This is a genomic window from Noviherbaspirillum humi (assembly GCF_900188095.1).
In the GTDB taxonomy this organism is placed as follows: Bacteria; Pseudomonadota; Gammaproteobacteria; order Burkholderiales; family Burkholderiaceae_D; genus Noviherbaspirillum; species Noviherbaspirillum humi.
Genome location: NZ_FZOT01000001.1, coordinates 505712 through 530317 on the forward strand (window position 1 = coordinate 505712; position 24606 = coordinate 530317).

Below are 24606 nucleotides of genomic sequence, written 5' to 3' on the forward strand. Positions count from 1 at the left end.
ACGCTCAGCTCAGCAGGGCATCGACGAATTCTTCGGCGTCGAAGGGCTGCAGGTCCTCGATCTTCTCGCCGACGCCGATGAAGTACACCGGCACCGGCCGGGTCTTGGCGATGGCGGCCAGCACGCCGCCCTTGGCGGTGCCGTCCAGCTTGGTGACGATCAGGCCGGTGAGCTGCAATGCGTCGTCGAAGGCCTTGACCTGGGCCAGCGCGTTTTGGCCGGTATTGCCGTCGATGACCAGCAGCCGCTCATGCGGCGCCGATTCCATGCCCTTGCCGACCACGCGCCTGACCTTCTTCAGCTCTTCCATCAGATGCAGCTGGGTCGGCAGGCGGCCGGCAGTGTCGATCATGACCACGTCGGTGCGGCGGGCGCGAGCCGACTGCACCGCGTCGAAGGCAACTGCCGCCGGGTCGCCCGACTGCTGCGAGATCACGGTGACGTTGTTGCGCTCGCCCCAGATCGCCAGCTGCTCGCGGGCCGCGGCGCGGAAGGTGTCGCCGGCGGCCAGCAGCACCGACTGCTGGTGCGCCTGCAAATGCTTGGCCAGCTTGCCGATGGTGGTGGTCTTGCCGGCGCCGTTGACGCCGGCGATCATCATCACCAGCGGCTGGTGCCGGCCGAGCACCATCGGCTTCTGCAAGGGCTTGAGCAGATCGATCAGCAGCGCGCGCAGCGCGGTCTTGACCTGGCTCGCCTCGGTCAGCTTCTCGTCCTTCACCTTCTTCTTCAATGCCTCCAGCAGGTAATGGGTGGCTTCCACGCCGGCGTCGGACACCAGCAGCGCCGACTCCAGTTCGTCGTAGAGGTCGTCGTCGATGCGGGCGCCGACGAAGAGAGTGGTGAGGTTGGAGGAGGTCTTGGACAGCCCGGCCTTCAGGCGGCTGATCCAGGAAGCGCGCTGCTCCGGCGCGACCGGCGCGGCCGGGACGATTTCGCCCTCGGCTTCATCCTCCGCGTCTTCCGCAGCGGGCAGGGCTTGCGGCGCAACGGGCGCAGCTGCCTCGACCGCAGGCGGTTCGGCAGGCGGCGCATCGCCGCGCAGGCGGCTGAACCACGACGGCTTCTCCTCCGGCTCTGCTGCTGGCGCTGCCGGTTCGGCCGTGGATACCGGTTCTGCCTCGGGTTTGCGGCCCTCAGGCGGCGCATCGCCGCGGATGCGGTCGAACCAGGAGGCCTTTTGCGCTGTCTCGGCAGAAGCTTGCTGCGCCTTTTCCGGCGCGGCGGCCTGATGGGGCTGAGCGGATTCGTCTTTGGGTTTTTTCTTGAAGAAACTAAACATCGGTCGTGGGGTGTGCGATCGGAGCGTGCGGTCGTGGCGCGGAGCGCCGGCAGGGAAACACTTTTATAATCAGGCACATTCTAACAGAGCGCAGACCATGAAATTTTCATTCCCGGCTTTGCTTTCCACGCTGCTGATCGGCTTTCTGCCCCTGCTGACGCAGGCGGAGCCGGCCCTGGAACATACCCTGTCCAACGGCATGAAGGTCATCGTCAAGGAAGACCACCGGGCGCCGACGGTGGCCCACATGATCTGGTACCGCATCGGTTCGACGGACGAGGTCAACGGCACCACCGGCGTCGCGCATGCGCTGGAGCACATGATGTTCAAGGGCACCAAGACCCTGAAGCCGGGCGAGTTCAGCGCCCGCGTCGCCGCCCTCGGCGGGCGTGAAAACGCCTTCACCAGCAAGGATTACACCGCTTATTTCCAGCAGATCGAGAAGTCGCGCCTGGAGAAGGTGATGGCGCTGGAAGCCGACCGCATGGCCAGCCTGGTGTTCGACAAGGAGGAGTTCGCCAAGGAGATCCGGGTGGTGATGGAAGAGCGCCGCTGGCGCACCGAGGACCAACCGATCCCGCTGCTGTACGAAGCGCTCAATGCCGCCGCCTTCAGCGCCCATCCCTATCATCATCCGGTGGTGGGCTGGATGAGCGATCTGCAGAACATGACGGTGGAAGACGCCAAGGTCTGGCACGACCGCTGGTATGCGCCGAACAACGCCATCATGGTGGTCTCCGGCGATGTGAATGCCAGGGCGGTGTTCGCGCTGGCGGAGAAGCATTTCGGCCGCATCCAAGCCAAGAAGCTGCCGCGCACCAAGCCGCAGGAGGAGCCGCCGCAGAAGGGCCTGCGCCGCATCGTGGTCAAGGCGCCGGCGGAGAATCCCTATGTCGCGCTGGCTTTCAAGGCGCCCACCCTGCGTGATGTGGAAAAGGATGTCGATCCGTACGCGCTGGAGGTGCTGTCGGCGGTGCTCGACGGCTATGACAATGCCCGGCTGAATGCGAAACTGGTACGCACCGACCGCGTTGCCAATTCCGCCGGCGCCAGCTACTCGAACGTCGCCCGCGGGCCGGTGCTGTTCGTGCTGGATGGCGTGCCGGCGCAGGGCACCACCACCGACCAGCTGGAAAAGCTGCTGCGCGCTGAAGTCGAGCGCGTCGCGAAGGAGGGCGTGTCGGAAGAAGAACTCAAGCGCGTCAAGGCGCAGTTGGTGGCCGGCCAGGTCTACAAGCGCGACTCCATCTTCGGCCAGGCGATGGAGATCGGCATGATGGAAGCTTCCGGCCTGTCGCACCGCGACATCGATCGCACCATCGACAAGCTCAAGACCGTCACCGCCCAGCAGGTGCAGGACGTGGCGCGGCGCTACTTCAGCGACGACACGCTCACGGTAGCGACCCTGGTGCCGCTGCCGCTGTCTGAAAAGAAGGCGCCGCCGCCGTCCGGCCTGCGCCATTGATGCCGTGCCCGCTCACTTCCACTCCCCGCATGCCATGATGAGAATCCTCTTCGCCGTTGTCCTCGCCTGCCTCAGCTGGAGCGCTGAAGCGGCGCTGCAGATCCAGTCCTGGTCGCTGCCCAACGGCGCCCGCGTGCTGTTCGTCGAGAACCACAGCATCCCGCTGCTCGACCTCAGCGTCGAATTCGATGCCGGCTCGCGCCGCGATCCGAAGGGCAAGTCCGGCACCGCCACCCTGACCAACTCCATGCTGGCGCGCGGCGTGCGCGAAGCCGCCGAGCCGCAGCCGGAACCGGGGATGAACGAGGCCCACATTTCGGACGCCATCGCCGACACCGGCGCCCAGCGCGGCGGCGGTGCAGGCAGCGACCGCGCCGGCGTCAGCCTGCGCACCCTGTCGAGCAAGGCGGAGCGGGATACGGCGGTGCTGATGGTGGCGCGCATCCTGGCGCAGCCGAGCTTTCCGGAAAATTTCCTGGCGCGCGACAAGGCGCGCACCATCGCCGGCATCCGCGAGGACGAGACCAAGCCGGAATCCATCGGCAGCAAGGCCTTCTGGCGCCAGCTGTATGGCGAGCATCCCTACGCCTTCACGCCGACGGTGGAGTCGGTCGAAGCCATCACCCGCGACGACCTGGTGGCTTTCCACCAGGCGCACTATGTCGCCAACCGCGCAGTGGTATCGATGATCGGCGATGTCTCGCGCGCCGAGGCCGATGCGATCGCGCGCCAGCTGACGCAGCGCCTGCCGCAGGGCGCGCCGCTGCCGGACCTGCCGCCGGTGCCGGAGACGCGCGGCCAGGAGCAACGCATTCCGCATCCGGCGTCGCAGGCGCACATCCTCATGGGCGTGCCGGCGCTGGCGCGCGGCGATGCCGATTTCTTCCCGCTCACCGTCGGCAACTATGTGCTCGGCGGCGGCGGCTTCGTGTCGCGCCTGACGCGCGAGGTGCGCGAGAAGCGCGGCCTGTCCTACAGCGTCTACAGCTACTTCAACCCGATGGCGCAGAAGGGACCGTTCCAGTCCGGCCTGCAGACGCAGAAGAGCCAGGCCGATGAAGCGCTGAAGGTGGTGCGCGATACCGTGGCAGCCTTCCTGCGCGACGGCCCGACGCCTCAGGAACTGCAGGCGGCGAAGGACAACCTGACCGGCGGCTTCCCGCTGCGCCTCGATAACAATCGCAAGATTCTCGACAACATTGCCACCATCGGCTTCTATGGCCTGCCGCTGGATTACCTCGATACCTGGACCGCCAATGTGCAGAAAGTGACCATCGCCGACATCAAGGCCGCGTTCAGCAAGCGCATCGATCCGGCGCGCCTGGCCACCGTCATCGTCGGCGCCGGCCAATGAGCAGCCGTGCCGCGCGGCCAGCGACGCCGGCCAGGTCGTCGCCCCGTTCCGCGCCCGCGCAGGGGCCGCACCGGGTGCGCATCATCGGCGGCCAATGGAAGCGCACACCGCTGCCGGTGCTGGACGCCCAAGGCTTGCGGCCGACGCCGGACCGGGTGCGGGAAAGCGTGTTCAACTGGCTTACCCATCTGTTGGACGCGGGTTGGGAGCGCGTCGCCTGCCTGGATGCCTTCGCCGGCACCGGTGCGCTCGGCTTCGAGGCCGCCAGCCGCGGCGCGGGCCGGGTGGTGATGGTGGAACGGTTCGCGCCGGCGGTGCGGCAGCTGGAACAGACCCGGGCCAAGCTGAAGGCCGATGCGGTGCAGGTGCAACGCGGTGATGCGTTCGCCACCATGCAGTCGCTGGCGGCGCAGGCCACCGGGCCGGATGGCCGCTTCGACCTCATCTTCCTCGATCCGCCGTATCACGAGGATTGGCTGGCCCGGATGCTGCCGCTGTGCGAGCGCCTGCTGGCGCCGGGCGGATTGGTGTATGCCGAGGCCGAGTTCGCGCTGGACGGCGAAGACGTGCCAGCGTGGATGGCCCCGTGGGAAGTGGTCCGGTCCGGGAGGGCAGGCATGGTGTTCTACCATCTGTTGCAACGCAAGAATTTGTCCGAAATTGAGGCATAATGCGCGTTCTGTCTTAGGAGGCGCGATGGTTACTGCTGTTTATCCGGGAACGTTCGATCCACTCACCAGGGGCCATGAAGACTTGGTGCGCCGTGCATCCGGCCTGTTCGACAAGCTGGTGGTCGGCGTGGCCGACAGCAAGGCCAAACGGCCTTTCTTCAATCTCGATGAACGGCTGCTGATCGCCAACGAAGTGCTCGGCCATTATCCGAACGTCCAGGTGGAAAGCTTTTCCGGCCTGCTCAAGGATTTCGTGCGGCGCCATGACGCCCGGGTCATCGTGCGCGGCCTGCGCGCCGTGTCCGACTTCGAGTATGAATTCCAGATGGCCGGCATGAACCGCTACCTGCTGCCCGACGTCGAAACCTTGTTCCTCACGCCTTCGGACCAATATCAATTCATATCGGGCACCATCGTGCGCGAGATTGCCTTGCTCGGCGGCGACGTGTCCAAGTTCGTATTTCCCTCGGTCGAAAAATGGCTGAAAACCAAGATCAACACGCAACAATCTTCCGGCAGCTGACCCATTCGGCCGCCGGCGGCATGGAGGCAGCATGGCTCTGATGATCACCGACGAATGCATCAACTGCGACGTCTGCGAGCCGGAATGCCCGAACGACGCCATCCACATGGGCACCGAGATCTACGAGATCGATCCCCACAAGTGCACCGAGTGCGTCGGCCATTTCGACGAGCCGCAATGCCAGCAGATCTGCCCGGTGGAATGCATTCCCTTCAACCCCGCCTGGCGCGAATCGAAGGAAGAACTGCAGGCCAAGTTCGAGCGCCTGCAAGCCGAGGCCGATCCCAAGGCCCCGCCCAAGGCAGCCTGATCAGGCTGCTTCCACCACCCGGTTCCTTCCCCCTTGCTTGGCCTGGTACAGGGCCGCATCCGCGCGCGCGATCAGGCGCTCGGCGGCGCTTTGCGGCGCTTCGGCGCGTACCTGGTTGACCAGCGTCGCCACGCCGATGGAGGCAGTCACGTTCATGCGCGTCTGCCCCGACAGCAGCAGCGGATGATCGGCAATGCTGGTGCGGATGCGCTCGGCGACGCCGCGCGCATCGGCCAGGCCGGCATCGACCAGCACCACCACGAACTCCTCGCCGCCGAAGCGCCCCAGCGCATCGGACAGGCGCAGCTCGGCCTTGATGCGGCCGGCCACTTCGCGCAGCACTTCATCGCCGGCGGCATGGCCATGGCGGTCGTTGATCTGCTTGAAATGGTCGATGTCGATGTACATGCAGGACAGCGCGTATTCCTGGCGCCGGCTGCGGCCGATTTCCTCCAGCAGGCGGCGCTCGATGTAGCGCCGGTTGCTGATGCCGGTGAGCGGATCGGTCAGGCCGATATGCTTCAGCCGCTCCTGGTTCAGCACGTTTTCCAGGCAGATGGCGACGATGGAGGCGCGATGCTCGATGAAGTCGGTTGCCATGGAGCCATGGAAGCGGCTGGCGTCGAAGCTGCCGAGATTCAGGCAGCCGATCAGGCGGCCATGGCGCAGCAGCGGCATGATGGCCACGCTGGCCGGCGCCGGCGCCGGTTCGGGAAACAGCCTGCCATGCAGCTCCGCTTTATAGGCGCCCAGCAGTGGACGGTCGAGTTCGACGCTGATCTCGCCCAGTTCCGATTCATCGTCGATGAATATCAAATGCGGCAGCCGGGCGGCATCGATGTGCAGGTCCGCCAGCATGCGCCGAATGCCATAGTCGGCATCGAGCATGAACAGCGTGACCACGTCCAGCTCGGACGAAGCGGGCAGCAGTTCGAACAGGCTGCGCGCGAGATCGAGAAAGCCGGCGGCCGAGATGAAGGCGATGTCCAGCTGCTGGTGGCGGCGCATGATTTCCTGGTTGCGCCGCGCCTGCTCGATCAGGCTTTCCAGCTGCCGGCGCACATGGCGGCTGTCGTCCGCCGCTTCATTGGCGGATGCGGGCGCGTCGGCGGGGCTGAAAGGTCGCTTTTTCCTGAGGAACACGTCGGGTCACCGGAGCGTGGCGTGGAGATATTTATTGCCTGAAAGAAAATTAATATAGCCTGTTCGCGCGTCCGGCGGCAATACCCGTTTTTGGGGAAGCGAATCTTTTTGCCGCGTACCGGCGTTCAGGCAAACGCCAGTTCCATGCCCACTTCCTGCCCCACCCGCAGGCGTTCGCCTTCGCCCTCCAGCAGGATGGAATTCATGCCGAAGGTGATCGCGCCGTCGACGCGGGCATCGGCGCGATAGGTGCGCAGCACGTCGAGCGGATCGGGCCCGACTTCGCCGCTGGCCTGGTCGACCGACGGAATCGGGCAGCGCGGGCAGGGCTTGACCGGCTTGAGGGCCGCGGCGCCCAGGGTGAAGCGGGCGGCGAAATCCTCCTCGAAGGCCTCGATGCCGCCGATCACGAGGTTCGGCCGGAAGCGGTTCATCGGCAGCGCCTCGCGCCCCTGCGCCGCCAGCCTGGCATTCAGGTCGGCCAGGGAAGCTTCGGAAATCACCAGCACCGGATAACCGTCGGAAAAGAAGGTGGGCGCCTCCATGCCGCCGGTCCATTTCGGGTTGGCGTGGCGCTGCGCCTGCGGATGAAAGCGCGCCAGGCGGCAGGACGCGCCGAGGAATTTCGAGAACCAGGTGGCAGTGACGTCATCGCAGTCGTAAGCCGTGACGCTGTCGTTCCAGAGCTTTACCTGCAGCGTCGGCGCCTCATCCGGATCGGGCAGCCCGAGCGGAATCTCCAGGGCCATCATGCCCGGCGCCCGCAGTTCCAGCGTATCGGCCTTGATGCGCGGCCGGATCAAGGCCATGCGCGGAAATTCGCGCTGGGTCAGGAAGCGGCCTTCGCCGTCTACCACCATCCACTCGCGATCGTAGATGTGTTCATACATCAGACCGGCCTTGGTGAGAATGGCTTCGCGCAGCGAGATGCCGGCGCAGGATTTGATGGGATAGAGCGTCAGTTCGGTCAGCGTGGGCATGTCGTTTCGATATCGGATGAGGGTGGCGGGCCGGTCGCATGCTGCCGGTCCTTGGTGTTCTTTGGGTGTCAGGGGCGTGTCAAACCTGCATTGTCGAACTGGCCTACAATAGCCATCCGCCGCCAAGCCGCGGAACAGGAGTGTAGCGAGTTTATGTGGCTCAGAACAATCCCGGCGTACGGCGGCAGACGCGGAACTTCATGCGGCACTCGCAGACCATGTTGTCTTGCAGCTGTTCTCGCAGGCCGCGCCGCGTTGTCAGAATCGGTAGACATTGAATTAGCCTATAGGGCTAATAAAAACTATTGATTTCACATTTCCATAGACCGCATCTATCATTTATCGACTACTTCAACAACAGCGAGGAAAGCATGTCTCTGATCAACACCCAAGTCAAACCGTTTAACGCTACTGCCTTCCACAACGGCAAATTTGTTCCGGTTTCCGACGCTGACCTGAAGGGCAAATGGTCCATCGTTTTCTTCTACCCGGCCGACTTCACCTTCGTCTGCCCGACTGAACTCGGCGACCTGGCCGACAACTACGCCACCTTCAAGTCCATGGGCGTGGAAATCTACGGCGTGTCGACCGACACCCATTTCACCCATAAGGCCTGGCACGATACGTCCGAGACCATCAGCAAGATCCAGTATCCGATGATCGGCGACCCGACCGGCGCCATCACCCGCAACTTCGGCGTCATGATCGAAGAAGAAGGCCTGGCCCTGCGCGGCACCTTCGTCATCAATCCGGAAGGCCAGATCAAGCTGTGCGAAATTCATGACAACGGTATCGGCCGCGACGCCAAGGAACTGCTGCGCAAGGTCCAGGCAGCCCAGTACGTCGCTTCCCATCCAGGCGAAGTCTGCCCCGCCAAGTGGACCCCGGGCGCCGAAACCCTGGCTCCGTCGCTCGACCTCGTCGGCAAGATCTAAGCAGCATCCGCACTCCCGCGCCATCGCTTGATGGCGCTCTCCACCGGGCGCGGACCAGCGCGCCCGGCCGCAGTACCACTCCCCGATCAGTCTGCTGATCCGGCAGTCTGATCCGACTGATCCGGCGGTGGCACTGCGCCTCCACGAACCGTACCACCCGTACCGCAATCTGAAGCGAGACCATCATGCTAGACGCCAACCTGAAGAACCAGCTCAAGACCTACCTGGAGCGCGTTACCCAGAACATTGAAATCACCGCGTCGCTCGACGAGGGCGACAAGTCGCGCGAGATGCTCGACCTGCTGAAGGAAATCGCCGAGCTGTCGCCGCGCATCAGCCTCGCCGAGAAGCGCGGCGACGGCCAGCGCGCGCCCTCGTTCGCGCTCAACCGCGCCGGCGCCGCCATGGGCGTACGCTTCGGCGGCATCCCGATGGGCCATGAATTCACCTCGCTGGTGCTGGCCCTGCTGCAGGTCGGCGGCCATCCGCCCAAGGCCGAGGCGGACGTGCTGGAGCAAATCCGCAACCTCGACGGCAAGTACGAGTTCGAGACCTACATCTCCCTGTCCTGCCAGAACTGCCCGGAGGTGGTGCAGGCGCTGAACCTGATGGCGGTGATCAATCCGAACATCCGCCATACGATGATCGACGGCGCGCTGTTCCAGGATGAAGTCAACGCGCGCCAGATCATGGCCGTGCCGACCGTCTTCCTCAACGGCGAAACCTTCGGCCAGGGCCGCATGGGCCTGGAAGAGATCCTGGCCAAGCTGGATACCGGCGCCGCCAAGCGCGAAGCCGCCAAGATCGCGCAGAAGGATGTCTTCGACATGCTGGTCGTCGGCGGCGGCCCGGCCGGCGCCTCGGCGGCGATCTATTCGGCGCGCAAGGGCATCCGCACCGGCGTGGTGGCGGAACGCTTCGGCGGCCAGGTGCTGGATACCATGGGCATCGAGAACTTCATCTCGGTGAAGGAAACCGAAGGGCCGAAGCTGGCGGCGGCGCTGGAGCAGCACGTCAAGAGCTACGACGTCGACGTGATGAATCTGCAGCGCGCGGCCAGGCTGATCCCGGGCGACCTGATCGAAGTGCAGCTGGAAAGCGGCGCCAGCCTGAAGGCCAAGACGGTGGTGATCGCCACCGGCGCGCGCTGGCGCGAGATGAACGTGCCGGGCGAGAAGGAGTATCGCAACAAGGGCGTGGCCTATTGCCCGCACTGCGACGGCCCGCTGTTCAAGGGCAAGCGCGTGGCGGTGATCGGCGGCGGCAACTCCGGCGTGGAAGCGGCGATCGATCTCGCCGGCATCGTTGCCCATGTCACGCTGCTCGAATTCGACACCAAGCTGCGCGCCGACGCTGTTCTGCAGCGCAAGCTGTTCTCGCTGCCGAACGTAAAGGTCATCACCCAGGCGCAGACCACCGAGGTGAAGGGCGACGGCAACAAGGTCAACGGCCTGCGCTATACCGACCGTGCCAGCGGCGAATCGCATGACGTCGAGCTGGAAGGCATCTTCGTCCAGATCGGCCTGCTGCCCAACACCGACTGGCTCAAGGGCACGATCGCCTTGTCCAGGCATGGCGAAATCGAGGTCGACGCTCGCGGCCAGACCTCGGTGCCGGGCGTCTTCGCTGCCGGCGACGTCACCACCGTGCCGTACAAGCAGATCGTGATCGCACTGGGCGAAGGTTCCAAGGCGGCGCTCGGCGCCTTCGACCACCTGATCCGCACCTCGGCGCCGGCGGAGGAAAAGGCGGCTGCCTGATTCGCCTGATTCCACCCGACGCAAACGAGAAAGCCGGCGCAAGCCGGCTTTTTCATTGGTCGCGAGGGCGACTTACATCCATGAATAGCGCGTGCCGATCCAGATGGCGCGCGGCGCGCCGTAGCCGCGGAACTGCTCGCCGGCGGCATTCGCCAGGTCGAAGCTGCGGCCTTGTCCGGTGAAGGCATTCAAGCCGAGCAGGCCGAAGCTGGCGTATTCGCGGTCGAAGACATTGTTGATGCGGGCGAATACATCCCAGCCCTTGCGCAGGATGTAGCGGGTGTCGAGATTGAGAATGGCATAGCCGGGCACCTTGCCGCGCGCATCGCTGTTGTTCTCGTCGCCGCGGGCGAAGATGCTGCCGGTGGCCAGCACATTGGCGCCCGCCTGCCAGCGGCTGGTGAACTCGTAGTCCGCGCGCAGCTTCAGGCTGTGCTGCGGTATCCCCGGAATCCGGTTGCCGCTCTGCACCGCGATCGCGCCGTTGGCATCGGCGCCGCTGTTGAACGGGCTGTTGACCGCGAACGAGGAGCGGTAGGTGGCATCGACATAACCGTAGCGCGCGCTCAGGGCGAATGCGCCCCATGTGCGGGTGGCCGTCAGTTCCAGGCCCTGACGCCGCGTGGCGCCGACGTTCTGGAAGTAGCCGGCATTCGCCGCCGCGCCGCCGCTGCTGATGAACTGGATGTCGTCGTCGAGCTCCGTGCGGTACACCGAAGCGCTCCAGCTGAACGCATCGCCGCGCTTGCCGCGCGCGCCGAACTCAACCGTCCGCGCCACCACTTTCTTCAACGGCGGATCGGAGAGGAAGCTGTTCGGCAGCTTGCAGGGATCGTCCGGATTGGCACAGGTGAGTTCGATCGGCGTCGGCGCGCGCATGCCTTCATTGTAGGTGGCATAGGCAGTCAGCTCGCGGTTCGGATTGAAGGTGATGCCCACCGCCGGATTGAAGCGGGCGTAGCGGTGGCTGCCATCGAGTTCAGGCGCCGTGCCGGACTGGTCGCGGATGTCGATGCGGGCGACATTGTAGCGGCCGGAGAGCGTCAGCCCCCAGCGCTCGTAGAGCGACAGGGTATTGGTGAAGAACAGGCCGTAGTAGCGGTTGCGGGTTTTCGCATGGGTTTCCAGGGCAAACTCGCCGCTGCCCACCGCGCCGCGGTCGGTGCCGAAGCCGGCGGCCTGCTCCTGCTGCGTATAGCGGGCGCGGCCGATGTCGGCGCTGCCGCCGACGACGAACTGGTTCTTTCGTCCCGCGAGCTCGCCGCTCAGGGTCAGCTGCAGCCCGAGGCCGAAGCCCTGCTGGTCGATGCGCGAGCGGTTGTTGAAACCCTGTGTCGTATCGACATTGCCGTCGGCGTCGACGCGGCCGAAGTTGTCGTTGACGTTGCTGGAGAGATTGCGGTTCCGGTAGTCGCGGTAGTACAGATTGCCGCCGACCAGCACGTCGTCGTTGAGAAAGTGGCTGCCCTTGGCGGTCATGAAGAACAGCTTGTTGTCGTTCCGGTCGGGGTAGGTATAAGCCTGGCGGATATTGTCTGCAAAGGAGCGCGGCAGGGTCTGGTTCGCATGCAGCGCATTGTTGGCCGACGTCAGGCTGAGATCGAGATCGGTGCTGCGATCCTGGTAGCCGATCTTGCCGAAGAATTGCTGGATGCGGCTGGCATTGTGTTCGGCCCAGCCCTTGTCGTCGACGAGGTTGCCTGTGACGAAGTAGTCGAGCTTGCCGCTGCGCCCGCCCTGTTCGAACTCGATCGCCTTGCGGCCGAAGGAGCCGCCCGACAGCTGCAGTGCGCCGCCCGGATAGGTGGCGCCGCTCTTGGTGTACACCGCCAGCGCGCCGCCCAGGGTATTCAAGCCGAAGGCGGGATTGGAGCCGGGAATCAGCTGGATATTGGCGATTGCCGATTGCGGCAGCAGGTCCCAGTTGAGCGCGTCGCCGAAGGGTTCATTGATGCGCACGCCATCCTGGAACACCGACAGCCCCTGCGGCACGCCCAGCAGGGGCGAAGCGGTGAAGCCGCGGAAGCTCACGTCCGGCTGGTAGGGATTGCCCTGGGCGGCGTTGACCGTCAGGTTGGCGGCGTTCTGCTCTAGATAGTCGGTTACGCTGTTCTGGCGCTGCCGGCCGATGTCGCCGCTGTTGATGACCTGCACATTGGCGGGCACGTCGCGCAGCGCGGTGCCGAGCCCGGGCAGCAGGCTGGTGCCGATCACTTCCACCTGGGGCAGTTCGAGTACTTCGGCGGGGTTATCCTGCGCATGGCCCGGGACAGCGATGGCAAGCGTGCCGGCAACCGCCATGGCCATGCAGCGGCGAGAAAGGCGGTGGTTCACGTTGGATCTCCTGAATCTCTCGCGCAGAAGGTAGCCCATGCGAACCGGCGCGTATAGGGGAAAAATTTCCGACGCGCAGGCTGCTGTTCCAGATGCCGACGTCATGCCCGAAAATGCCCGCGCCGCACACAGGCCACGCTTACTTGGCCATCACTCCGCCTTGGCGCCGGAATCCTTCACCACCTTGGCCCATTTCGCGATTTCGCTCTTCTGGTAGGCGGCCAGCTCTTCCGGCGTCGACGCCACCGGTTCCAGGCCGAGGTCCATCAGCTTCTTCGAGGCGTCGGCCGTCTTGAGGTAGCGCGCCACCTCGGCCTGGATCTTGTCGACGATCGGCTTGGGCGTGTTGGCCGGCGCGAACAGCGCGAACCAGGACACCGCCTCGAAGCCGGGCAGACCGGATTCGGCGATGGTGGGAATCTCCGGCGCGGCGGCGGCGCGCTTCGAACTGGTAACGCCGAGCGCGCGCAGCTTGCCTTCCTTGACCAGCGGCAGGCTGGACGGCATGTTGTCGAACATCATGGTGACGCGGCCGCCGAGCAGGTCGGGAATGGCCACCGCCCGCCCCTTGTAGGGCACATGGGTCATGTCGATGCCGGTCATGCTCTTGAACAGCTCGCCGGAGACATGGATGGAAGTACCCGAGCCGGAGGAGGCGAAGGTCATCTTGCCCTCCTTCTTGCCGAGCTGGATGAACTCCTGCAGGTTCTTCGCCGGCACGTCGTTGTTCACCACCAGGATGTTGGGCGTGGTCGCCAGCAGCGTCACCGGGCTGAAGTCCTTCACCATGTCATAGGGCATCTTGCTGTACAGCGCGCCGTTGATCGAGTGGGTGCCGACGGTGCCGACCACCAGGGTGTAGCCATCCGGCGCCGACTTGGCGACGAAATCGGAGCCGATGTTGCCGCCGGCGCCCGGCTTGTTGTCGATGACGACCGGCTGTCCCCAGGCGGCGGTGAAGCGTTCGCCCAGCATGCGCGCCAGGATGTCGGGCGCGCCGCCCGGCGTGAACGTGACCACGATGCGCAGCGGTTTGCTGGGAAAATTCTTGGCGTCGGCCTGGGCGGCGGCATGGCCGGCGGCGAGCGTGATGGCGGCCAGAGCGGCCGTGCTGAACAGCTTCCTGAACATCTTGTCTCCTCTTTTTGATTGGCTGCAACGGGATTGACGCGGGTCTTGCGCCGGCTCCGTTCACGGTCGGGCGCCTGAATCCCTGCCGACCGTCGGGTTAATATAGCACCAATATCCGGCCGGTCCCCGTGCGCACGAGACCGGCTCCGACAACGAGCAGAACGAGAGGAGATCCATCGTGGGCGTGAAGGAATTGTTCAACATCGAAGGCAAGGTGGCGATGATCACCGGCGGGTCGCGCGGGCTCGGCCTGCAGATGGCGGAAGCGCTGGGCGAGGTGGGCTGCCGCATCGCCATCACCGCGCGCAAGGCCGACGAACTGCGCGACGCCCAGGCCCATCTGAAGTCTCAGGGCATCGAGGCCGAGACCTTCGTCAACGACCTCTCCAAACCCGAGGGCATCCCGGCGCTGGTGGAGGAGGTGGTTGACCGCGTCGGCATGGTCGACATCCTGATCAACAATGCCGGCGCCACCTGGGGCGCGCCTGCGGAGGAGTATCCGGACGAAGCCTGGCACAAGGTGATGAACCTGAACGTGGATTCCACCTTCTTCCTCGCTCGCGAAGTGGCGAAGCGCTGCATGATCCCGCGTCGCGCCGGCAAGATCATCAATGTTGCTTCGGTGGCCGGCCTGCGCGGCAGCGCCACCAATGTCAGCACCATCGCCTATCACACTTCCAAGGGCGCGGTGGTCAACTTCACCCGGGCGCTGGCGTCGGAATGGGGCAAATACAATATCAACGTCAACGGTATCTGCCCGGGCTTCTTCCCATCGAAGATGTCGGCCGGCCTGCTGGAGAAGGTGGCCGAGGGCGTGATCGCCCGCGCGCCCCTGCACCGCATCGGCGGCGACGAGGATTTGAAAGGCGTGGTGGTCTTTCTCGCGTCCGAAGCCTCGCGCCACATCACCGGCCAGAACATCGCCGTCGACGGCGGCATCAGCGCGGTCTGATCCGCATTCAACAAGGAGAACCATGAACGCAGGTCGCACCCGCAGTCCGCGCCGCATGCTCGCGGCCTTTGCCTTCACGGCAGGCGCGCTCGCCGCTTCTTCTGCCAGCCTGGCCGAACAACTGCCCTTGTGGGAGCTCGGCGTGGGCGCCAGCGTTTTCTCGGCGCCGGATTATCGCGGCTCCGACGTATCGCATACTTATGCGCTGCCGTTTCCCTATCTGATCTATCGCGGCGAACATCTCAAGGCCGACCGCAACGGCATCCGTACCCAGCTGCTGGAGAGCGGCCGCTATGAACTCGACATCAGCCTCAACTTCGCGCCGGGCGGGCGCAGCCGCGACAATCCGGCGCGGCAGGGCATGCCGGACCTGAAGCCGATCGCCGAGATCGGGCCGACCATCAATGCGCTGCTGTGGGAGTCGGCCGACCGGGGCATGCGACTGGCCTTGCGGGCGCCGGTGCGTGCCGGTTTCACCGTGCAGAGTCCGCCTAAGTCGATCGGCTGGGTGTTCGCTCCCAACCTGCAGCTGCAAATGAGCGACCCGCTCGGCCAGCGCGGCTGGAAGGTGGGCATGTCGGCCGGTCCCATCTTCAACAGCCGCCGCGTGAACGAGCATTTCTACAGCGTCAGTCCGGAACAGGCCACCGCCGTCAGGCCGGCTTACGCCGCCGCCGGCGGCTATGGCGGCAGCCAGTTCACCACCACCCTGTCGAAGCGCTTTCCGCGCTACTGGGTCGGCGCCTTCCTCCGCTACGATGCGCTGGCCGGCGCGGCGTTCGAGGACAGTCCGCTGGTGCAGCGGCGCAGCGCGGTAACCGCCGGGCTGGCCATGGCCTGGGTGTTCGGCGAGTCGTCGCAGCGGGTGCAGGCCGATTACTGACCTCCGGGGTTTGCATCCATCGAAGTCATGGCATCGAAGCCACGCCGGCTATAGCCTGTCTCTTGCTTGTGTGCGAGAATATTGCTGTCTTGCAATATGAGACTTTCATCAAGGACGGACAGAGCTTTCCCGCCAAGCCATCCTTGCCCTCGCACCTGCCGGATCGGACACGCATTGAAACAGGAAATGGAGCAAATCTGGCGCCTGCGCCGGTTCGCCGAGCTGGCCATCGAGCACTACGAAGCTGCTGCCGAACGGGGCCGCGAGGCGCTCTATCCGCAATGGGCGAAGGACATCCTTGACATCTGTCGCCTGGCGGAGGAACGCCTCGCCGGCGACCAGCCGATTCCGGGAAGTTCCTGGATGAGCGGCATCGGAAACCGATTCGGGCATTGACCGGTCCTTTCCCCACCGCGTCACTCTACATGCTGGCAGGCCCGCCCGCGGTTGAATGGCGTGCCTGCACGCCTCTCTTCTTGCCTCGCAAGTTGCAGTGCTTCCCATGACCTAATTCATACTGATGTTTCAAAAAAATTAACATAGCATTCCTCCGTGGCACGTCTTTTACTTTGTATACGGAGGCAGAATGAGGATCGCAGTTGCAGTCACGATGGTCGCTGGCGCGCTGACATTGGCAAGTTGTGGTGGGGGCGGTGACACGTCATCGCCTGCACCCGTCGCGCAGCAGGCATCAACCATCACCATCAATAATGCTCAGGATGCGGCGTCTCAGGGCTTTTCATCGTCTTCCAGCCTGAACAGCCAGACATCGAGCAGCAGCACGCTGGTGACCGGGGTCCAAGTCGAGACTCAAGATATTCGCCCGGGACTGCTCGATGCTTCGTTCGGATTGCTTTATCAAGGCCTCGATGCTAGCAAAGCAAGCAATCTCGTGACCGGCGCTGTGGTGAATGACAGTTTTACTTGCTCCGGTGGTAGCGGCACAATTTCGGTAAAAAGCAATACTGCCGTGTCCAGCAAAATCAGCAATGGCGATAGCCTTACCATCAGTGCAAGCAATTGCCTCAGCGGTGGCTCAACTCTCAATGGGTCAATCGAATTTCAGTTCGCGAACGTAACTGGCACCATCGGCTCGACGACAGCCTGGAGCGCCACCATGATGCTGCGCTTCTCCGATCTGTCGACAAGCACGAGCGCAGGCAACTCTTCCAGCGTCAACGGCGACATGCGCATGGATTTCAACCAGACGGCCTATAAGAAAGCGACTATCGTGGTGAGCGGTAACCTGATGCAATCCAAGGTTTATCGCTATGGGGTGCTCACTCGGAACGAACAGCTCGCTGCTTATACCTACACCGGTTCGATAGATGGCAATGTCAGCACGTTCAGCTCCAACTTCAGTTTCACCGGCAACGTGGCGAAGCTGGGCAACGGCACCTATGTGATCAAGACGGTCACGCCTTTCCAGGTCACGGTACCGGCACTCAATCCCTCGACAGGTGTGATGACAGTGACCGCGACCGACAACACCAGCGTCAGACTGACGGCCATTGACGCTACCAGCGTCAAGCTCGATGTGGATCGCAATGGCGATGGCGTTTACGACGAAACTATCAATACCACCTGGACGGACATCAACAGCCGCAGTTGAGTTCAGGTGTTCCTCTTGACATCAAAAAGTCGAAAAGACGGACAGCGTCATCCGGTTGGCCGGATGGCGCGCCGTGCGATCTCGTATCACCTGATCGCCATCCTTTGTGGTGCCTTCGCACTGCCTCACGTGAAAGCAGCAACTCCGGCATGGAGCGGCAGCGTCGCCATTGCCGTGCGCGATATGCACTTCACCGAGCATGACTTGGCCGGCCGTCGCATCGTGTCCGAGCACGGTGTCATTCCAGGTGTGACGGCCGAAGCCTGTCATCAAGCTGAAGAGTTCAGCGCCTGCCTCGCGGCCGAGCATTTTGCGTCCACCATCGGTTATGAAGGCCGCACACAGTCGGGCGCGCCGGTGAACACCCGAACCCATGTGGCCCAATCCCGGCTGCAGTTGTTTGCGCTGCGCCGCTGGACCTCCACGGTCGATCTCGCTGGCGGCATCGAATGGCAGCGCTCGGATCGCGACATTCGCGGCAGCGGAATCGCGCTCGGCCTGAATGAACGCTATGCCGGCTTGCGCATGCTGGCCGGCCTGCAGCACCACGCCGAGTTCATGCAAGCCCGCATGGTCACGCGCGGCCTGCTGGTGCTGGCTGAACCGGAGCGCATCAATATCGGTTTTCCGATGCAGCTGTACGACTCGGCGGAGGTCAGGAGCAAGCCGGCGGCAGGCGTGCGGCTTGGCGTGGCCATGGCGCAGCAAGGAGGCGTCAGCATCGGCCTGGAGTTCGACTGGATGCGCGTACGGCGCAGCGCCGACTATCCTTTGCGCCATGCCGGCAATGTGGTCGGCACGGTGGCCCAGCCGGAGCATGTCCAGCGGCTGCTGACGCTGGCGCTGCGTTACGCCTACTAGGCGAGGCAGCTCCTGCTTTCTGCTTTTTTCCTTCGACTCAATGCATTCAATGCACTCAAGCGCCTCTGCGATCAGATGGCACTGCCTGATTGGACGATGGAAAAGGTTAATCGAGCTGGAAAAGAAGAGTCTCAGATCTCGTCGGCGATCAGGCCCTCGGGCAGTTCTTCCAGCGCGGCCGGCGGCGCTTCCCAACACTCGTCCGAAGCGATGTTTTCCTGCTGGGCGTGAACGTTATAACGCTTGAGAACCATTCCTGCATAAGGGTCGTGGGTGGATGCGAACATGCGGACTCCATTAATCGATGGTTACCGCTTTTTGACGCATTGCACAAAACATAATTCCCCTTGTGGCTGATAGTATTTCTTAATTTATTTCTTAATTTTTGCTGCTACGCAAAAAATCCTTCGCGATAAGAAAAGGACGAAAAAAAGCCCCGGCCGATTGGTCGGGGCTTTCATTGTCGAGCCGAGAGGCTTGCGATACGAGTAGCGCTTAGACGTTGAACAGGAAGTTCAGCACATCACCGTCCTTGACCACGTACTCCTTGCCTTCGGCCCGCATCTTGCCCGCTTCCTTCGCACCCTGTTCGCCCTTGTAGGCAATGTAGTCGTCGAAGCCGATGGTCTGCGCGCGGATGAAGCCGCGCTCGAAATCGGTGTGGATCACGCCGGCGGCTTGCGGCGCGGTGGCGCCAATGGGAATGGTCCAGGCGCGCACTTCCTTCACGCCGGCGGTGAAGTAGGTCTGCAGGCCGAGCAGCTTGAAGGCGGCGCGGATCAGCCGGTTCAGGCCCGGCTCTTCCATGCCCATGTCGGCCAGGAAGGCGCCCTTGTCCTCGTCTTCGAGGTCGGCGATCTCGGCTTCGATGGCGGCGCAGATCGCAACGATGGGCGCATTCTGCTCATTGGCGTAGGCGGTGAGCTGGTCGAGCAGCGGATTGTTGGTGAAGCCGTTGTCGGCGACGTTGGCGACATACATGGCGGGCTTGGCGGTGATCAGGCACAGCGGCTTGATCAGCGCCATTTCCTCGGCGTCGAGGCCGAGGGCGCGCACCGGCTTGGCATCGTTCAGCGCCGGCAGCAGGCGCTCCAGCAGCGCCACCAGCTTGATCGCTTCCTTGTCGCCGGCCTTGGCCTTCTTGTTCTCGCGCTGCACCGCCTTTTCGACGGTGGTCATGTCGGCCAGCGCCAGCTCGGTTTGAATCACCGCGATGTCATCCAGCGGACTGACCTTGCCGGCCACGTGGACGACGTTCGGGTCTTCGAAGCAGCGCACCACGTTGACGATGGCATCGGTTTCGCGGATGTGCGCCAGGAACTGGTTGCCCAAACCTTCGCCCTTGGAAGCGCCCGCGACCAGGCCGGCGATGTCCACGAACTCCACCGTCGCCGGCAGGATGCGCTCCGGCTTGACGATCTCGGCCAGCGCGTTCAGGCGCGAGTCCGGCACCTCGACGATGCCGACATTGGGCTCGATCGTGCAGAACGGATAGTTTTCGGCGGCGATGCCTGCCTTGGTCAGGGCGTTGAAGAGCGTGGATTTGCCGACATTGGGCAAGCCGACGATGCCGCATTTGAGACTCATGGGATTCCTTTGACAATTCGATCAGGCTCGCGCCGGCAAGGGCGGCATCGGCCTGCATGGGCTGCGCATGGCATGCGTCAGCGGTGCACGGGGCGGGCGGAGGCAAATTGCCTCCGCTGGCGAAAAACCTCCATTGTAACCTTGGCTGGAGCAGCCATCAAAAACCGCATGCCTGCTCAGGCGGGTGTCAGCGGCTTCACGCGCGACAGATCGGGTTTCTCGACGAAGGCAGCCAGCTCGTCGCGCAGCCGGGCGGACTCGGCGATGGCGCGCTGCCAGTCAGCGGTGCGGGCATCATGGTCCAGGCCGTATTTCACGAAATCGTTCCGGTCCGGCAATTTGCGGTTCGGCAGACGTTCCAGGAAGCGCCGCGTCGGCGAGACCAGGATGACGTTGTCCAGCCAGTGGGCATCGCGCGCGCGGTGCGCGAAGCGCCACGGCATCTGCTTGTCGAACCAGCCGGGTACGATGTGCGGGCCGAAATGCGGATACAGCACCAAGCCGCCGCGCTCGACTTCGCTGATGCGCGAGTAAGGCAGGGCGAGATGGTAGTCGATCAGGCCGCCATCCCAGTAAGTGCCGCTCGGCGCATGCGGAATGCCGCGCACCGGTTCCATGATGAAGGGCAGGGTGCCGGAGGCGAGCAGGGCGCTGTCCAGGTTGTCGGGCGCGAGCCGGGCGAAATGGGTGGCGAAGGCATCGAAGCGCTGCCTCAGCCAGTCCGCCGGTGCGTGGGCGTCGCCGATGACCACCCGTTCCATGTGGCGCGCCAGCCCGGAGCGCGACAGCAGGTTGCCGAGGATGGCGGCGCCGAAGCCGGCCATCGCCGCGCCGCGCGCCTTTGGTGCCGCCAGCCAGCGGCTGCCGCGGGAAGCGAGGATGTGCAGCCGGTGCCGAGGGTGGCTGACGACTTCCTCCTCATGACCGCCGATGAAGTCGGCCAGCATGCGGCGGCAGGTGTCGGTGACGAACTGCGCCGATGGCTTGTGCGGATAGCGCTGTTCGCAGTAGAGGTCGCCAAGTCGCTGTAAGGCGGCCACCGGATCCGCATGGCAGGCGGCGGCCATGCGCCAGGCGCCGATGGAAGCGCCGATCAGCATGCGCTCGCGCGGCGCCTGCGGCAGCCACTCGCCGAACAGCCACTGGTCGATTTTCTGCAGGATCAGGCCTTTGGGTCCGCCGGCGGCCGCGGGAATGACGGCGATGTCGGCCGGCCGCAGGCCATCGCGACGCATACGGGCCAAGGCAGCGCGCCCCGCCTGGATGAGGAGTTCGCTCATGTTTTATGCGCGACGCTCACTTGGCGCTGTGCAGCTGCATCATCGCCGCTTCGAACTTGCCTTCGCAGAGCAGGGGAACGACCTTCAGACTGCGCTCGATGGCGTCGTCGATCAGCGGCTGCTCTTCCTTGCGCGGCCGGTGCAGCACGAAGTCCACCACCGGCTGCTGCAGATTCAGCGAGCGCGGATGGCCGATGCCCAGCCGCAGGCGCCAGTAGTCCTGGGTGCCGAGCGCGGCGGTGATGTCCTTCAAGCCGTTGTGGCCGCCGGAGGACCCGCCTTTCTTCAGCTTGGCGCTGCCGGGCGGCAGGTCGAGTTCGTCGTGCACCACCAGCACTTCGTCCGGCGCGATCTTGTAGAAGCGCGCCAGCGCGCCGACCGACTGCCCGGAGCGATTCATGTAGGTCTGCGGCTCCAACAGCCACACATCCTGGCCGGCAATGCTCGTCTTCGCCGCCAGCGCATTGAAGCGCGACTCGCGCGCCAGAGACCGGCCGGCGAGCGCATCGACCAGCCAGAAGCCGGCGTTGTGGCGGGTAAGTTCATACTCGGGGCCGGGATTGCCGAGGCCGACGATGAGGCGAATGGACATGGGGTGTGGTTGATTGAGTGGCGTGGCGACGGTTCTCCGTCGGACAGCGCACGATTATCCAAGAGCCGGGCGCATGCTTCAACCGGACGAATGCGGAAAAAGAAAAACCCGCCGGCGAAGGCGGGTTTTTGCAAGACTGCCTGACGGCGAGATTACTTCTTCTCTTCGTCGGAAGCGGCAGCGTCGTCGGCGGAAACCTGACCGGCCGGCACGGTGGCGGTGGCGAGGGTCGGGTTGTCGTGGGCGACGGCGGTAACGCCTTTCGGCAGCTGGATGTCGGACAGGTGGATCGAATTGCCGGCTTCGAGCTTCGACAGGTCGACTTCCACGAACTCGGGCAGGTCGCCCGGCAAGCAGGAGATGTCCAGTTCGTTCAGCACGTGGCTGATGACGCCGGCGGACAGTTTCACGGCCGGGGAGACTTCAGCGTTGACGAAGTGCAGCGGCACCTTGACGTGGATCTTCTGGTTGGCATCGACGCGCTGGAAGTCGACGTGCAGCACCAGCTGCTTGTACGCGTGCATCTGGAAGTCGCGCAGCAGAACCTTCTCGACCTTGCCTTCGATTTCCATGTCGAGGATGGACGAGTGGAAGGTTTCCTTCTTCAGCGCGTGAAACAGCGCGTTGTGATCGAGCGCGACGGTGACCGGGGGCAGGCTGCCGCCGTAGATGATGCCGGGGGTTTGGCCAGCATTGCGCAGGCGGCGGCTCGCTCCGGTCCCCTGCTCATTGCGTGGGAATGCAACTACTTTCATTTTCAGCTCCAAAATAAGCCGGACGTCGGTCCGGCATGCTCATCCCCCGCGACCAGGGGATGCGAAAAAGCCGGCTTCGAGAAGCCGGCCATCCAAAACTCAATCGGCGAACAGCGACATCACCGAATCGCCCTTGGTGATGCGCTTGAAGGTCTCGGCCAGCAGGCCGGCGCAGGTCACCTGGCGGATCTTCGGGCAGGCGCGGGCGGCCGGCGACAGCGGGATGGTGTCGGTCACCACCAGCTCGTCCAGCGGCGAGCTGGAGATGCGCTCGATCGCCGGGCCGGACAGCACCGGGTGGGTACAGTAGGCCACCACCTTCTTGGCGCCGCGCTCCTTCAGCACTTCGGCAGCCTTGGTCAGGGTGCCTGCGGTATCGACCATGTCGTCCATGATGACGCAGTTGCGGCCTTCGACTTCACCGATGATGTTCATCACTTCGGAGACGTTGGCCTTGGGACGGCGCTTGTCGATGATGGCGAGGTCGCAGTCGAGGCGCTTGGCCAGCGCGCGGGCGCGCACCACGCCGCCGACGTCCGGCGACACGACCAGCAGGTCGTCGTAGTTCTTGGCGACGAGATCGCCCAGCAGCAGCGGCGAAGCGTAGATGTTGTCGACCGGGATGTCGAAGAAGCCCTGGATCTGGTCGGCATGCAGATCCATGATCAGCACGCGCTCGACGCCGGCTTCCTGCAGCATGTTGGCAACGACCTTGGCGGAAATGGCGACGCGGGCGGAGCGCGGGCGGCGGTCCTGGCGGGCGTAGCCGAAGTAGGGGATGGCGGCGGTGATGCGTCCGGCGGAAGCGCGCTTGAGCGCATCGACCATCAGCATGATTTCCATCAGGTTGTCGTTGGTCGGCGCGCAGGTGGACTGGAGGACGAAGACATCCTTGCCGCGCACATTCTCGTTGATCTCGACCATGACTTCGCCGTCGGAGAATTTCGAGACGACAGCCTTGCCGAGCGGAATGCCGAGTTGCTTGGCAACCCCGGCGGCCAGTTCCGGATTAGCGTTGCCGGTAAAAACCATCAGGTTCTCAAGCGCCATGGGATACCTAGCTACAAAGTGTGGGTTAAAGATCAGAAAAGCCGCCAACGCATGACCCGGAAGTCTGCCTTGGCGGCTTTTCGTTATTTTTGCAATGAAGGTAAATGGCAGAGGAGGAAGGATTCGAACCTTCGAATGCCGGAATCAAAATCCGGTGCCTTGACCAACTTGGCGACTCCCCTACACAACTGGTTGCCCATGCTGCCTGCTGCTGCAACACCGGCGAATTCAGTGTTCGATTTGCAGAAGATGCGAGAGCGGATGCCGCTCGATCGCGCTGGCTTTCCATGCCTTCCAGTTTTCCCGTCCCGCCGTCCGCACTGCTTGCAGTGCCTGGTCGGCTTGCTGTTCATCGTCGAATGCGCAGAAAACGCATGCGCCGGAACCGGTCATCCTGGCATCCCCGAATCGTCCGAGCCAAGTGATGCACTCGTCTATTTGGGGGAACAGCTTGGCTGCCACTTCTTGCAAATCGTTTTTTCCGAAGCGCCTGGAGTTCGTTGCTGCTGAATTCCTTGGCGCGCTAGGAAAGTCCGTTATTCTGATGGGTTTTGAGTCCCTTGTCAATTCCGGCGAACAAAATATTTGTGGCGTCGGCACCGATATGCCCGGCTCGATGACAACATACCAATCCCTCGGCGTGTCCACCGGCGCCAGTTCTTCGCCCACGCCTTCGGCGAACGCATTGCGCCCGAAGATGAAGAAGGGCACATCGGCACCCAGTTGCAGTCCGAGCGCCATGAGCTCCTGGCGCGAGAAGCCGGTCTGCCAGAGATGGTTCAATGCCATGAGCGTGGTGGCCGCGTCGGAGGAGCCGCCGCCCAGGCCGCCGCCCATGGGCAGGCGCTTGTCGATGGCGATGTCGGCGCCAAGCCGTGATGCATCCATGCGTTCGGCGGCGGCGCTCCTGAGCAGGGTGGCGGCGCGCACGATCAGGTCGGACGACTCCGGCACGCCGGGCACGTCGGTGACGCGGCGGATGAGGCCGTCGGCACGGGTTTCGAAATGCAGCAGGTCGCCGTGGTCCAGCAGCTGGAACACCGTCTGCAGCAGGTGGTAGCCGTCGGCGCGACGGCCGACGACATGCAGGAAGAGATTCAGCTTCGCCGGGGCGAGGCAGTTGTCGAGTCGCTGGTTCATCGGATA

Annotated in this window: 24 protein-coding genes and 1 tRNA gene; 12 read left to right on the forward strand and 13 right to left on the reverse strand. The window is 64.0% G+C overall.

The features are described 5' to 3' along the window. Positions 1–4: 4 nt before the first annotated feature. Positions 5–1282 carry a signal recognition particle-docking protein FtsY gene (gene ftsY / locus CHB88_RS02460; protein WP_089397679.1) on the reverse strand — a complete coding sequence of 426 codons (1278 nt, stop codon included), beginning with the start codon at positions 1280–1282 and terminating at the stop codon, positions 5–7. A gap of 97 nt (positions 1283–1379) precedes the next feature. On the opposite strand from ftsY, the gene CHB88_RS02465 reads away from it, so the two are divergent. Genes CHB88_RS02465 through CHB88_RS02485 form a run of 5 tightly spaced genes read left to right on the forward strand, consistent with a single transcriptional unit; the run spans position 1380 to position 5605 of the window. Beyond that, a complete protein-coding gene (locus CHB88_RS02465; RefSeq protein WP_089397680.1) occupies positions 1380–2747 on the forward strand; it encodes a M16 family metallopeptidase in 1368 nt (455 codons plus the stop codon). Positions 2748–2781: 34 nt separating this feature from the next. After that, on the forward strand, positions 2782–4101 hold the full coding sequence (locus CHB88_RS02470; protein WP_089397681.1) for a M16 family metallopeptidase: 1320 nt from the start codon (positions 2782–2784) through the stop codon (positions 4099–4101). After that, a complete protein-coding gene (rsmD, locus tag CHB88_RS02475; protein WP_089397682.1) occupies positions 4098–4772 on the forward strand; it encodes a 16S rRNA (guanine(966)-N(2))-methyltransferase RsmD in 675 nt (224 codons plus the stop codon). The genes CHB88_RS02470 and rsmD overlap by 4 nt, the downstream gene beginning before the upstream one ends. Positions 4773–4797: 25 nt before the next feature. Then, positions 4798–5295 carry a pantetheine-phosphate adenylyltransferase gene (gene coaD, locus CHB88_RS02480; protein WP_089397683.1) on the forward strand — a complete coding sequence of 166 codons (498 nt, stop codon included), beginning with the start codon at positions 4798–4800 and terminating at the stop codon, positions 5293–5295. A 31-nt stretch (positions 5296–5326) separates the two neighbouring features. Beyond that, a complete protein-coding gene (locus tag CHB88_RS02485; RefSeq protein WP_089397684.1) occupies positions 5327–5605 on the forward strand; it encodes a YfhL family 4Fe-4S dicluster ferredoxin in 279 nt (92 codons plus the stop codon). Here the strand turns inward: CHB88_RS02485 and CHB88_RS02490 are convergent, their stop codons facing one another. Both CHB88_RS02490 and CHB88_RS02495 read right to left on the reverse strand, forming a co-directional pair. Then, on the reverse strand, positions 5606–6748 hold the full coding sequence (locus CHB88_RS02490) for a GGDEF domain-containing protein (RefSeq protein ID WP_089397685.1): 1143 nt from the start codon (positions 6746–6748) through the stop codon (positions 5606–5608). A 125-nt stretch (positions 6749–6873) separates the two neighbouring features. Then, positions 6874–7728: an MOSC domain-containing protein gene (locus CHB88_RS02495; protein WP_089397686.1), complete on the reverse strand. Its 855-nt coding sequence runs from the start codon at positions 7726–7728 to the stop codon at positions 6874–6876. Positions 7729–8099: 371 nt separating this feature from the next. Here CHB88_RS02495 and ahpC point away from each other — a divergent pair, with 371 nt between their 5' ends. Both ahpC and ahpF read left to right on the forward strand, forming a co-directional pair. Then, positions 8100–8663 (forward strand): alkyl hydroperoxide reductase subunit C, encoded by a 564-nt coding sequence (gene ahpC / locus CHB88_RS02500; RefSeq protein WP_089397687.1) that lies wholly within the window; start codon positions 8100–8102, stop codon positions 8661–8663. 185 nt (positions 8664–8848) lie between these two features. Continuing rightward, positions 8849–10423: an alkyl hydroperoxide reductase subunit F gene (gene ahpF / locus CHB88_RS02505; RefSeq protein ID WP_089397688.1), complete on the forward strand. Its 1575-nt coding sequence runs from the start codon at positions 8849–8851 to the stop codon at positions 10421–10423. A 72-nt stretch (positions 10424–10495) separates the two neighbouring features. Here ahpF and CHB88_RS02510 read toward each other — a convergent pair whose 3' ends face one another. Beyond that, the gene (locus CHB88_RS02510) at positions 10496–12757 is read right to left on the reverse strand and encodes a TonB-dependent receptor (protein WP_245844669.1); all 2262 of its coding nucleotides are present in this window, start codon (positions 12755–12757) and stop codon (positions 10496–10498) included. Between the two features lie 150 nt (positions 12758–12907). Further along, entirely contained in the window at positions 12908–13888 is a 981-nt protein-coding gene (locus CHB88_RS02515; RefSeq protein WP_089397690.1) for a tripartite tricarboxylate transporter substrate binding protein, read from the reverse strand. Positions 13889–14066: 178 nt separating this feature from the next. Between CHB88_RS02515 and CHB88_RS02520 the strand changes: the two genes are divergently transcribed. The 5 genes from CHB88_RS02520 to CHB88_RS02540 all read left to right on the forward strand — a co-directional run bounded on the left by CHB88_RS02520 (position 14067) and on the right by CHB88_RS02540 (position 18196). Continuing rightward, positions 14067–14840, forward strand: coding sequence for an SDR family oxidoreductase (locus CHB88_RS02520; protein ID WP_089397691.1), 774 nt, complete (start codon positions 14067–14069; stop codon positions 14838–14840). Between the two features lie 22 nt (positions 14841–14862). Further along, positions 14863–15723, forward strand: coding sequence for a MipA/OmpV family protein (locus CHB88_RS02525; RefSeq protein ID WP_245844672.1), 861 nt, complete (start codon positions 14863–14865; stop codon positions 15721–15723). A gap of 186 nt (positions 15724–15909) precedes the next feature. After that, entirely contained in the window at positions 15910–16119 is a 210-nt protein-coding gene (locus tag CHB88_RS02530) for a hypothetical protein (protein ID WP_089397692.1), read from the forward strand. A 190-nt stretch (positions 16120–16309) separates the two neighbouring features. Continuing rightward, a complete protein-coding gene (locus CHB88_RS24135; protein WP_143131102.1) occupies positions 16310–17335 on the forward strand; it encodes a hypothetical protein in 1026 nt (341 codons plus the stop codon). A gap of 129 nt (positions 17336–17464) precedes the next feature. Then, positions 17465–18196: a hypothetical protein gene (locus CHB88_RS02540; protein ID WP_143131103.1), complete on the forward strand. Its 732-nt coding sequence runs from the start codon at positions 17465–17467 to the stop codon at positions 18194–18196. Positions 18197–18327: 131 nt separating this feature from the next. Here the strand turns inward: CHB88_RS02540 and CHB88_RS25005 are convergent, their stop codons facing one another. From CHB88_RS25005 to ispE, 8 genes are all read right to left on the reverse strand, one after another. Next, a complete protein-coding gene (locus tag CHB88_RS25005; protein ID WP_176442289.1) occupies positions 18328–18483 on the reverse strand; it encodes a hypothetical protein in 156 nt (51 codons plus the stop codon). A gap of 208 nt (positions 18484–18691) precedes the next feature. Further along, positions 18692–19783, reverse strand: coding sequence for a redox-regulated ATPase YchF (ychF, locus tag CHB88_RS02545; RefSeq protein ID WP_089397695.1), 1092 nt, complete (start codon positions 19781–19783; stop codon positions 18692–18694). Between the two features lie 176 nt (positions 19784–19959). Continuing rightward, positions 19960–21063 (reverse strand): patatin-like phospholipase family protein, encoded by a 1104-nt coding sequence (locus tag CHB88_RS02550; protein ID WP_089397696.1) that lies wholly within the window; start codon positions 21061–21063, stop codon positions 19960–19962. A 16-nt stretch (positions 21064–21079) separates the two neighbouring features. After that, on the reverse strand, positions 21080–21655 hold the full coding sequence (gene pth / locus CHB88_RS02555) for an aminoacyl-tRNA hydrolase (protein WP_089397697.1): 576 nt from the start codon (positions 21653–21655) through the stop codon (positions 21080–21082). 152 nt (positions 21656–21807) lie between these two features. Then, a complete protein-coding gene (locus tag CHB88_RS02560; RefSeq protein WP_089397698.1) occupies positions 21808–22410 on the reverse strand; it encodes a 50S ribosomal protein L25/general stress protein Ctc in 603 nt (200 codons plus the stop codon). Between the two features lie 99 nt (positions 22411–22509). Then, complete coding sequence (locus CHB88_RS02565) at positions 22510–23460, reverse strand: ribose-phosphate pyrophosphokinase (protein WP_089397699.1); 951 nt, start codon at positions 23458–23460, stop codon at positions 22510–22512. Between the two features lie 105 nt (positions 23461–23565). Next, positions 23566–23642: transfer RNA gene (locus CHB88_RS02570), tRNA-Gln, on the reverse strand. Between the two features lie 46 nt (positions 23643–23688). Further along, a complete protein-coding gene (ispE, locus tag CHB88_RS02575; RefSeq protein WP_089397700.1) occupies positions 23689–24600 on the reverse strand; it encodes a 4-(cytidine 5'-diphospho)-2-C-methyl-D-erythritol kinase in 912 nt (303 codons plus the stop codon). Positions 24601–24606 lie beyond the last annotated feature (6 nt).

Bases quoted from the DNA above. Each gene is read 5' to 3' on its own strand.
- ftsY (WP_089397679.1), bottom strand. From the start codon at position 1,282: ATGTTTAGTTTCTTCAAGAAAAAACCCAAAGACGAATCCGCTCAGCCC.
- CHB88_RS02465 (WP_089397680.1), top strand. From the start codon at position 1,380: ATGAAATTTTCATTCCCGGCTTTGCTTTCCACGCTGCTGATCGGCTTT.
- CHB88_RS02470 (WP_089397681.1), top strand. From the start codon at position 2,782: ATGATGAGAATCCTCTTCGCCGTTGTCCTCGCCTGCCTCAGCTGGAGC.
- rsmD (WP_089397682.1), top strand. From the start codon at position 4,098: ATGAGCAGCCGTGCCGCGCGGCCAGCGACGCCGGCCAGGTCGTCGCCC.
- coaD (WP_089397683.1), top strand. From the start codon at position 4,798: ATGGTTACTGCTGTTTATCCGGGAACGTTCGATCCACTCACCAGGGGC.
- CHB88_RS02485 (WP_089397684.1), top strand. From the start codon at position 5,327: ATGGCTCTGATGATCACCGACGAATGCATCAACTGCGACGTCTGCGAG.
- CHB88_RS02495 (WP_089397686.1), bottom strand. From the start codon at position 7,728: ATGCCCACGCTGACCGAACTGACGCTCTATCCCATCAAATCCTGCGCC.
- ahpC (WP_089397687.1), top strand. From the start codon at position 8,100: ATGTCTCTGATCAACACCCAAGTCAAACCGTTTAACGCTACTGCCTTC.
- ahpF (WP_089397688.1), top strand. From the start codon at position 8,849: ATGCTAGACGCCAACCTGAAGAACCAGCTCAAGACCTACCTGGAGCGC.
- CHB88_RS02515 (WP_089397690.1), bottom strand. From the start codon at position 13,888: ATGTTCAGGAAGCTGTTCAGCACGGCCGCTCTGGCCGCCATCACGCTC.
- CHB88_RS02525 (WP_245844672.1), top strand. From the start codon at position 14,863: ATGAACGCAGGTCGCACCCGCAGTCCGCGCCGCATGCTCGCGGCCTTT.
- CHB88_RS02530 (WP_089397692.1), top strand. From the start codon at position 15,910: ATGGAGCAAATCTGGCGCCTGCGCCGGTTCGCCGAGCTGGCCATCGAG.
- CHB88_RS24135 (WP_143131102.1), top strand. From the start codon at position 16,310: ATGAGGATCGCAGTTGCAGTCACGATGGTCGCTGGCGCGCTGACATTG.
- CHB88_RS25005 (WP_176442289.1), bottom strand. From the start codon at position 18,483: ATGTTCGCATCCACCCACGACCCTTATGCAGGAATGGTTCTCAAGCGT.
- ychF (WP_089397695.1), bottom strand. From the start codon at position 19,783: ATGAGTCTCAAATGCGGCATCGTCGGCTTGCCCAATGTCGGCAAATCC.
- CHB88_RS02550 (WP_089397696.1), bottom strand. From the start codon at position 21,063: ATGAGCGAACTCCTCATCCAGGCGGGGCGCGCTGCCTTGGCCCGTATG.
- pth (WP_089397697.1), bottom strand. From the start codon at position 21,655: ATGTCCATTCGCCTCATCGTCGGCCTCGGCAATCCCGGCCCCGAGTAT.
- CHB88_RS02560 (WP_089397698.1), bottom strand. From the start codon at position 22,410: ATGAAAGTAGTTGCATTCCCACGCAATGAGCAGGGGACCGGAGCGAGC.
- CHB88_RS02565 (WP_089397699.1), bottom strand. From the start codon at position 23,460: ATGGCGCTTGAGAACCTGATGGTTTTTACCGGCAACGCTAATCCGGAA.
- ispE (WP_089397700.1), bottom strand. From the start codon at position 24,600: ATGAACCAGCGACTCGACAACTGCCTCGCCCCGGCGAAGCTGAATCTC.